Genomic DNA, 9,393 nt, shown 5'->3' on the forward strand with positions numbered 1-9,393 from the left:
TGGCGCCACCACCGATCGCGCCGCCCACCACTGCGCCGGTGCGGCCGCCCAGTGCATCGCCGACCGTTGCGCCGGCGATACCGCCCAGCGCACCGCCGAGCGCGTTGTCCCAGTTGTCGGCCGCGGCCGGCAGTGAAATCACTACAGCCGCGGTGACGATGAATGCGGAGGCGATCTTCTTCAACATGCGAATGCTCTTCCTTGTGCTCAATCTGAAGTCCGGTTTCTTGCGTTGCTGCCGATTCGTTTCAACGAGTCTTTTCAACGAAAGGCCGGCGAAAGATAGCACTCCGATCAAACCAAGGTTCGCCATTGTCGTAACAGATTGTGTGCGCGGAAAGCTACCCCGGGCATCGCTGATTTTTTAGCTCGACTCCATTATTTCTCCATCGAACGGCACAAAAACGTCCATCGACTTCAAGCTCTTGTGGCAAGCCGTTCTCCGACAACCCGCAGAAGCGTAGTTGACCGCCGGCTCGGCAACTGGGTGACGCGACGCAACTCCAGTTTTGAAAGCTCGGCAAACCAGGGGCATCCATGCATGCCCCACGGAAGACGAGCGGGCCCTCAAGCGCGCAGCGACGGCGCAAGCGCCAGCACGGTTTCAAGCACGGCCCGTCCGAACGTGCGGGCGTACGCCGCCACATCGGCGTCGTCGCGTGGGCGGTCAGCGCTCTCCTTGAACGGCAACTCGATGGTCAGCGCCAGCGCGTCGAATTGCTCCGCAACCCACGGGATGCATTTCCTTGGGCTCGCGTGGTCAGGTCGATCGACGGAATAGCCGCGTGCCGTCTGGAAGACGGGAGAGCGTCGCAGCAGATCCTCGTCGAACGCGCGGCGCAAGGCCTGCAAACGTGGCGTCCAGGCGGGGCTACCGTCGGCGCCCACCGAGAAGACGTGGGGCAGGACCTCGTCGCCATGGAAGTCGACGAGCAGGTCGAGCCCGAGTGCGTGCATGCGCCGGCGCACGGCGGCCGTCTCGGGCGCGTCCGGATACTCGCGGTCCCAGCAGCGATTGAGGTTGGCGCCGCGCGCGTTCGTCCGCAGGTTGCCCAGGCGTACGCCGTCCGGATTGACGTTGACGACGACGTGCACGGCGTGGCCGCCGGTCTCCCAAACGGGACGCAGCTCGCCGCACAGTGCCTGCACGAGGCCCTCGAGGCAGTAGCTTCCCTGCGATTCGCCCGGATGCTGGCGGGCCATGAACCAGAGGCGCGCGCGCGGCGCACGACCCTCGAACGAGAGCATGCGGATCGGTTCGCCGAGCGAGGAGGCACCGAGGGTCTCCAGCGTCGCGCCTGCCTGCGTCGCCTGAGCGACGAGCTCGTCCTCGGCGGCGCGGTCGAAGGTCGGGAAATAGGCGAAGCGCAGGCGCCGGGCGGGGCCGGGCGCGCGGAAGGCGAGCGCGTCGCCGTCGAAGCTCGTCGGCAGGCGGCACCAGGCCGCCGCTTCGCCGCCGTCGGCACGCATGCAGACGCGGTAGTCGACCCAGCCTTTCGGGTAGGACGAGCTGGCCAAACCCTCGATGCGTACGTCGATGCCCTCGGGCGGCACATCGACCAGCTCGAAGGCGAACCATTGGGAGAATTCGGCCGCGTTGTCGCTGCGCAGACGCAAGCGCAGGGGCGAGCCGGTGGGGGTGGCCGCGGCGACGTGGTCGATGGCGGCGGCTTCGAAATCGGTGTCGATGTGCATCGGTCGGGTCTTGGAACAGTGTCGGGAGCTGCGGGATCAAGGCGCTGCATTTTGTGCGTCGCGATCTCGGCGTCGATTGTGTCGCGCGCCTCGCCCCGGCCTTGGTACGCAGAGCGGCGGCCGAGCGCGGCAATGAGGCCGCGCGCCGCGAAAGACCCGTTGTGCGCGGGTTCGATCGACAGCACCGCGGCGCCGGGCCGCGACAACGATAGCAGGAGTCGCCAGCGCGCGCCGAGCCATTGACTCCCGCGCGAATCGGCCAATGACCGCGCCACAACTCCTTCCGACGCCTCATGACGATCCCGCTTACAACCCCGTTAACGTCGATCGGCACGGTGGTCGGCGAGATGGCGCGGGATTGCTTCCGCCGCGGCGAGAATCGCGCGAATGATATTTTCTGCGACTCAATCGATTGCCGAAAATATATTGGACGTCTCGGAATGGATGCTGCATTGTTCACGCATTCGTCGTGATCACGGAAATTGTGCCGAAGGGCCGGTGACACGAGAGAACGCCATTCACGAATGCGGTCGCGGCTCCTGTTCCCGGAGTCGCGGCGCTGGTCCGCCGGGACATTGCAAATCATGTCCGTGTGCCAGGCCGGGGCATCAGAGAAAGAAAAGCGGCGAAAAGGACCTGAGACGATGATGGAGATGCAATGGACGCGGGCGGGATGGCGGATCGGGCACGAGCCCGACCCGGCTTCGCCGCTACGCCCAGACCGAGATCTGCTCGACCGACAACGCAGTCGCGACGGCGGGGCGGCGGAGCATGCGCTCCGTGTGCTCCGCCCAGTGCGCGAAACCGCGCATGTCGAGCTTCAGCATGTTCCCCCATTTGAAGAAGATCAGCAGCATCGGATCGACGATCGAGTAGTGGTCGCCGAGCGCCCAGTCGCGCGCGGCGAGCCGCTCGTCGATCTGCGCATACGCCGTGAGGATGCCCGCGCGGCCTTTCTCGCGGATGCCGTCATGCGCGGCCGTGTCGTCGCTGAAGCGCGACGGATGGAAATTGAGCGCGACCGTCCCGGGCAGCACTGACGCGAGCCAGTTCATCCATTCGACGGCGCGTGCGACGCCCATCGCGGTATCGGGCACCAGCCGCGCCTGCGGAAAGCGCAGCGCAAGATAGAGCAGGATCGCGGACGACTCGGTCAGCACCTCGTCGCCGGTATGCAGCACGGGCACCTTGCCTTTCGGGTTGAGCCGCCGGAATTCGGCGCTCTGCGTCGCACCGTCCTTGATCGAGACGAGCGCGAGTTCGAAGGGTTCGCCCAGCTCACGCAAGATGACGTGCGGTGCAAATGAAAGATGGCCGGGGCAGTAGAACAGCGTATGAGTTTTCATATTGATTAAGTCTCCTATTTATCTCTGATGGAGATGCTGGCCGGGTTTGTCGGGTCGACGCGTCGCATGGTGCATGACGCCCGATCGAAAGTCAAAAGCGAAAGACGATGTGAAGGACTCTGCGGTTCGATGAAGACGGTGCTCGCAGCGCGCGGGCCGGGATGAACGAGTGTTTCTGGAGCGTGATCGTGATGCGGATGATGAGCCTCGACGAATTGATCGACAACGTGAAGACGTTTCTGGCCGGTATCGACCCGGGCGCACCGGCGCGCGTGACCGCACAGACGAACCTGCTCGACGCCAACCTGCTCGATTCGCTGTCGCTCGTGCATTTCGTCCTGTTCATCGAGCAGACGTTGCGGATCGAGATTCCGATCGGCGACTTCGTGCTCGACTCGATCGCATCGGTTGCGGCGATCTACGATCACTACGTGCTCGGTACGCCGCGCACCGCGGGGGCGTGGCTCTGATGCACCCGTACGCGATCACGGTCACGGGCACCCCGATCGGGCGTGCGGCGCGATGACGGCAGACGACCTGCTGCACGGCGAGCATTTCACGTACTTCGCGTATGGCTCGTGCATGAACCGCGCAAGCCTGTCCGCATCACTCGGCTGCGACGCGACGCCGTATTTCGAGGGGGCGGCGCGGCTCGACGGGCATCGCCTGGCGTTCAACTACGCGTCGCTCAACGAGCCGGTCTGCTGCGCGAACATCGAGCCGGCCGCCGGGTCGATCGTCGAAGGCGCGCTGTACCGGTTGCCGGTGCGCATGCTCGACGCGCTGGAGCGCCGCGAAGGGGTGCATCTCGGCCGCTACGTGCGTTGCGCAGTCGAAGTGCGGGAGTCGGGCGGGTTGCGCGTGCGTGCGCTCACGTATCGCGGCGCGGTCACGCTCGATTGCGAAGCGGCGCCGAGCGCGCGCTATCGCGACCTGCTGGTGCGCGGGCTGGCGGACGCAGGGGTATCGGCGGCGTATCGCGACCGGACGGTCGCATACATGGCCGGGCTGCGCGATCGTCCGCCCGAAATGCAGTGACGGCCGCCGCGCGCGGCCGGATGGGATCAAGGCATCGAATGCTCCACAAGAGCGCTCGGTCCAGCGGTGCGTTCCCGACTTCGAACGTCGATGAACGTCTTAAAGGCGCCCTAAGCGGGCATGTGAGCAAAAGGCGAAACATGAAGAACGCTTTCGACTACCCGCGCGCCACGCGCGCGTTACGCCTCGCCGGCGAAGCAGTTCCCGGGCACAACGACGTACAACGAGCCCCCGGACGCACGGCCAGGCCGCCATCGGCCCCCGCAAGGCCGATGCGCACCTGATTCGCATCACTCGACCCGGCTACGCATCGCCTGACGCATGCCGCACGCCTGCGTGCGGCACGCGGCATCCCACGCACACGAACGCGCCGACCGCAGGAGGACGGCCCGCCGCCGTGCGCGCCGGATCGCGGACGTGATCGTCGGGCGAAGCGCGCAGCACGCAGTGCGCAACGAAAAACAACCGATCGCAAGAAAGGAAAAAAATGATGGAGACGCTCGTATCGACCGTATCGCCCGCCTTGCGGGTGTCGGAGGAAGCCGCTTATCGCAAGGTCGCGTGGCGGCTGATGCCGTTGCTGCTGTTCTGTTACCTGGTGTCCTATCTCGACCGTGTGAACGTCGGCTTCGCGAAGCTGCAGATGGCCGGCGATCTCGGGTTGTCCGACGCGGCCTACGGGCTCGGCGCCGGCATCTTCTTCTTCGGCTATTTCATCTTCGAGGTGCCGAGCAATCTGATCCTCCACCGCATCGGCGCACGCGTGTGGATCGCGCGGATCATGGTGACGTGGGGCGCGGTATCCGCGCTGACGATGTTCGTCACGACGCCGACGGCCTTCTACGCGATGCGCTTCCTGCTCGGCGCCGCGGAGGCCGGCTTCTTTCCGGGCGTGATCCTGTACCTGACCTACTGGTATCCGGCCCATCGTCGCGGGCGGATCACGACGGTGTTCATGACGGCCGTCGCGCTGTCGGGCGTCGTCGGCGGCCCGATCTCCGGCTACATCCTGAAAGCGTTCGACGGGACCAACGGCTGGCACGGCTGGCAGTGGCTGTATCTGCTCGAAGGGCTGCCGTCGATCGTCGCGGGGCTGCTCGTCTACACGCTGCTCGACGATCGCATCGCCCATGCGAAGTGGCTGAGCGAGGACGAGCGGGCGCTGCTCGAGCGCAACGTGAATGCGGAGGAAGCGGTCAAGTCGCACTTGTCGCTCGGCGCGGTGCTGGCGAATCCGCGCGTGTGGCTGATGTGCGCGATCTACTTCTCGTTCGTGATCGGACTGTACGGCGTCGGCTTCTGGCTGCCGACGCTCATTCATGCGACGGGCGTGGCCGATCCGCTGACGATCGGGATGCTGTCGACGGTGCCCTACGCGCTGGCGGTGGTCGCGATGATCGCGATTGCGCGCAGCTCGGACCGGCATCGCGAGCGTCGCTGGCATCTCGCGGTGCCTGGTGCGATGGGCACGATCGGGCTCGTGCTCGCGGTCGGATGGGCGCATCAGACCGGACTGGCGATCGCGGCGCTGACGCTCGCGACGATGGGCATCCTCACCGCGATCCCGCTGTTCTGGAGCCTGCCGACCGCGTTCCTCGGCGGCACCGCGGCCGCGGCCGGGATCGCGATGATCAATTCGATCGGCAATCTCGCGGGCTTCCTCGGCCCGTACCTGATGGGGCTGCTCAAGCAACTGACCGCATCGAACGACGCGGGCCTCTACATGATGGCCGGCTGCATGGCGCTGGGCGGGCTGCTCGCGCTGTCGTTGCCGAAGGCGCTGGTGAACCGGTAGCGCGACGCGCGGCCGTTCCCCCCATGCACGGAGACAGGACATGATCCACAACGAACCCGCACGGTTCCCCGACCAGTCGATCGGCGCGTCGCCGCAGCGCTTTCGCGATGCGATGTGCCGCGTGGCGTCGGCCGTTCACGTGCTCACGAGCGACGGGCCCGCAGGGCGCTGCGGCATGACCGCGACCGCCGTGCTGTCGGTGTCCGATGCGCCGCCGACGGTGCTCGTGTCGGTCAACCGCGGCAGCGTGTCGGCGCAGCGGCTGATCGCGAACGAGGTGTTCTGCGTGAACACGCTCGGTGCGGCCGACCGCCTGCTCGCCGACGTGTTCGCGGGCCGCACCACGCACGAACGCGACGCGCGCTTCACGGTGGGCGACTGGGGCGAGCTCTCGACGCGCGCGCCGGTACTGTCGAGCGCGCGCATCGCGCTCGACTGCCGGCTGGTGGCGTCGATGAGCGCGGCGACGCACGAGTTGCTGGTCGGCGAAGTGGTGGCGCTGCACTGCGCGGCGCCCGATGACGAGGCGCTCGTCTATCTGCAACGCGAATTCCGCGTCGTGTGACGACGCGTGCCGACAGGATGATCGACATGAAACGCGAAATCGTACAAGCCACCAACCGCTGCCGCGGCGAGATTCTCGCCGGCGGCTTTCGGACCGACGTCGCGCGCATCGCGCAATGCGCGCGCACGCATCTCGGCGACTACGCCGACAACCCGCACGTGCGCGCGCTGCTCGTGACCCTGGAGAACCGCTGCCTCGCATCGGGGCGCCTGCTCGACCTCACGTACTCTGTGGACCCGAGCTTCATCCTCGGGTTCTTCGACGTGCCGTACAACGCCGACGCGTTCCTCGAAGCGGCCACGATCGCGCCGGTGCCGATTCCGCCGAGCGTGCTCGCGATCGCGCCGGACGGCAACGCGCTGCCGGTGCAGATCCGCATGTGCACGGACGGCTTTCGCAACCCGCTCGCGGTTGCGGTGTTCGGCGAGAACTTCATCGATGCCGACCTGTGCGCGTATCACAAGGCGTACTACTTCATCGACAAGTTCGTCGAGCGCTTCAAGCGCTACACGCGCCCGGCGATCGAGGCGAGCTGGTCGCCGACTGCGTTCCCGGACCTGCTCGCGGCGGACGACGCGCTGCTCACGCAGGCGAGCGCGATCTGGGTCCACCTGCACGAGTACCACCATCGCACGGGTTTCCTGCCGATTCCGGAGCATCTCGATGCGAAGAGCACCCGCAACGGCGCGGGCGCGGAGGAGCTGCGGGTGGACATCCTGTCGATCCTTGCGCTGTTCCGGCTGCGCTCGGACGACCGCGTGCTGCGCGCGTCGATCCAGTACATCCTGGCCGAGCGCCTGATCCGCTATCCGCTGCAGGCGCCGCCGCTCGACAACTACGACGCGCGCTCGTCGGTCGCGCTGTTCCATTACCTGTCCCGCCACGGCGTTATCGCGCAGCGTGGCGGCACGCTCTATTTCGAAGGGGGCTACGAACGTCTGACCCAGGCGCTCAGGTCCATCGTGATCAAGCTGACGGCGCTCGAATACAAGCTCAGCGTGTCGTCCGATCTCGACCGGAGAAAGATCCTGTCGTTCGTGCTGCCGACGCTCGCGAAGAACGACAACAACTGGGGCGCGGCCGGACGGCCGCATTGACGGCGGCCCGCCGGCCGCCCGCCCGTCTTTTCGAACCGAATCTATCGAGGATCAGGATGCCTACCTACCGTTCACGCACTTCCACCCACGGCCGCAACATGGCGGGCGCGCGCAGCCTGTGGCGCGCCACCGGGATGACCGACGCCGATTTCGACAAGCCGATCATCGCGGTCGTCAACTCGTTCACCGAGTTCGTGCCGGGGCACGTGCACCTGAAGGATCTCGGCCAGCTCGTCGCGCGCGAGATCGAAGCGGCCGGCGCGGTCGCGAAGGAATTCAACACGATCGCGATCGACGACGGCATCGCGATGGGCCACGACGGCATGCTATACAGCCTGCCGTCGCGCGAGCTGATCGCCGACAGCGTCGAGTACATGGTGAACGCGCACTGCGCGGACGCGATGGTGTGCATCTCGAACTGCGACAAGATCACGCCGGGGATGCTGATGGCCGCGATGCGCCTGAACATCCCGGTGATCTTCGTGTCGGGCGGCCCGATGGAATCCGGGAAACTGACGTTCCGCGGCAAGCACCGCGCATTCGACCTGATCGACGCGATGGTGGTGGCCGCCGATTCGCAGGTGACGGACGACGAGGTGCGCGCGGTCGAGAACGTCGCATGCCCGACCTGCGGCTCGTGTTCCGGGATGTTTACCGCGAACTCGATGAACTGCCTCGCCGAAGCGCTCGGGCTCGCGCTGCCGGGCAACGGTTCGGTACTCGCGACGCATGCCGATCGCAAGCGCCTGTTCCTCGAGGCCGGGCGCGTGATCGTCGATCTCGCGCGCCGCTACTACGAGCAAGACGATGCGAGCGTGCTGCCGCGTTCGATCGCGACGCGCGATGCGTTCGAGAATGCGATGACGCTCGACATCGCGATGGGCGGCTCGACCAACACGGTGCTGCACCTGCTGGCCGCCGCGCACGAAGGCGAGGTGCACTTCACGATGGCCGACATCGACCGGCTGTCGCGCCGCGTGCCGGTGCTGTGCAAGGTCGCGCCGTCCGTTCAGGACGTGCACATGGAGGACGTGCACCGTGCCGGCGGCGTGATCGGGATCATGGGCGAGCTCGATCGCGCGGGGCTGCTGAACACGACGCTGCCGACCGTCCATGCGCCGAGCGTCGCCCACGCGCTCGCACGCTGGGACGTGATGCGCAATCGCGTCGATTCGGTGTCGCGCTTCTATCGCGCGGCGCCCGGCGGCGTGCGCTCGCACGTCGCGTTCAGCCAGGAAAACCGCTACGACGAGCTCGATCTCGACCGCAAGACCGGCTGCATCCGCGAGGCCGAACACGCGTTCTCGCGCGACGGCGGCCTCGCGGTGCTGTTCGGCAACATCGCGCGCGACGGTTGCATCGTGAAGACCGCGGGTGTCGACGGCGGGATGCTGAAGTTCACCGGCACCGCGCGCGTGTTCGAAGGGCAGGAGGAAGCCGTCGAGGGCATTCTCGGCGGCGCGGTCGGCCCGGGCGACATCGTGATCGTCCGCTACGAGGGGCCGCGCGGCGGGCCGGGCATGCAGGAGATGCTCTATCCGACCAGCTACCTGAAATCGAAGGGGCTCGCGAAGCAGTGTGCGCTGATCACCGACGGCCGCTTCTCCGGCGGCTCGTCGGGGCTGTCGATCGGGCACGTGTCGCCCGAGGCGGCGGAGGGCGGCGAGATCGGGTTGCTCGAGAACGGCGACACGATCGAGATCGACATCCCGAACCGCTCGATCAACGTCCTGGTATCCGACGACGAACTGCAGCGCCGCCGCACGGCGATGGCGGAGCGCGGGGAGCGCGCGTGGCAGCCGGAGAAGCGGCAGCGCCGCGTGTCCGGCGCGCTGCGCGCGTACGCGGCGATGACCA

Annotated in this window: 9 protein-coding genes and 1 pseudogene; 7 read left to right on the forward strand and 3 right to left on the reverse strand. The window is 66.8% G+C overall.

What is annotated here, in order from left to right:
- Both G3O00_RS43645 and G3O00_RS35910 read right to left on the reverse strand, forming a co-directional pair.
- A pseudogene (locus G3O00_RS43645) lies at positions 1–313 on the reverse strand (hypothetical protein); the annotation flags it as partial.
- 254 nt (positions 314–567) lie between these two features.
- The gene (locus G3O00_RS35910) at positions 568–1,695 is read right to left on the reverse strand and encodes a M14-type cytosolic carboxypeptidase (protein ID WP_206145825.1); all 1,128 of its coding nucleotides are present in this window, start codon (positions 1,693–1,695) and stop codon (positions 568–570) included.
- Positions 1,696–1,988: 293 nt separating this feature from the next.
- On the opposite strand from G3O00_RS35910, the gene G3O00_RS35915 reads away from it, so the two are divergent.
- The gene (locus G3O00_RS35915; RefSeq protein ID WP_206145826.1) at positions 1,989–2,168 is read left to right on the forward strand and encodes a hypothetical protein; all 180 of its coding nucleotides are present in this window, start codon (positions 1,989–1,991) and stop codon (positions 2,166–2,168) included.
- Positions 2,169–2,405: 237 nt separating this feature from the next.
- Here the strand turns inward: G3O00_RS35915 and G3O00_RS35920 are convergent, their stop codons facing one another.
- Entirely contained in the window at positions 2,406–3,041 is a 636-nt protein-coding gene (locus G3O00_RS35920; RefSeq protein WP_206145827.1) for a glutathione S-transferase N-terminal domain-containing protein, read from the reverse strand.
- 161 nt (positions 3,042–3,202) lie between these two features.
- On the opposite strand from G3O00_RS35920, the gene G3O00_RS35925 reads away from it, so the two are divergent.
- The 6 genes from G3O00_RS35925 to ilvD all read left to right on the forward strand — a co-directional run.
- Positions 3,203–3,511, forward strand: a complete 309-nt coding sequence (locus G3O00_RS35925; RefSeq protein WP_206145828.1) for an acyl carrier protein — start codon at positions 3,203–3,205, stop codon at positions 3,509–3,511.
- Positions 3,512–3,563: 52 nt separating this feature from the next.
- Positions 3,564–4,079 (forward strand): gamma-glutamylcyclotransferase family protein, encoded by a 516-nt coding sequence (locus G3O00_RS35930; protein ID WP_206145829.1) that lies wholly within the window; start codon positions 3,564–3,566, stop codon positions 4,077–4,079.
- Positions 4,080–4,569: 490 nt separating this feature from the next.
- Positions 4,570–5,874: an MFS transporter gene (locus G3O00_RS35935; RefSeq protein WP_206145830.1), complete on the forward strand. Its 1,305-nt coding sequence runs from the start codon at positions 4,570–4,572 to the stop codon at positions 5,872–5,874.
- A 40-nt stretch (positions 5,875–5,914) separates the two neighbouring features.
- Positions 5,915–6,439, forward strand: a complete 525-nt coding sequence (locus tag G3O00_RS35940; RefSeq protein ID WP_206145831.1) for a flavin reductase — start codon at positions 5,915–5,917, stop codon at positions 6,437–6,439.
- 26 nt (positions 6,440–6,465) lie between these two features.
- Positions 6,466–7,536: a DUF6421 family protein gene (locus tag G3O00_RS35945; RefSeq protein WP_241025489.1), complete on the forward strand. Its 1,071-nt coding sequence runs from the start codon at positions 6,466–6,468 to the stop codon at positions 7,534–7,536.
- A gap of 56 nt (positions 7,537–7,592) precedes the next feature.
- Positions 7,593–9,393 (forward strand): dihydroxy-acid dehydratase (gene ilvD / locus G3O00_RS35950; RefSeq protein WP_206145832.1); only part of this gene is annotated, 1,801 nt, incomplete at its 3' end.

Source organism: Burkholderia sp. Ac-20384, assembly GCF_017104605.1.
GTDB classification, from domain to species: Bacteria; Pseudomonadota; Gammaproteobacteria; order Burkholderiales; family Burkholderiaceae; genus Burkholderia; species Burkholderia lata.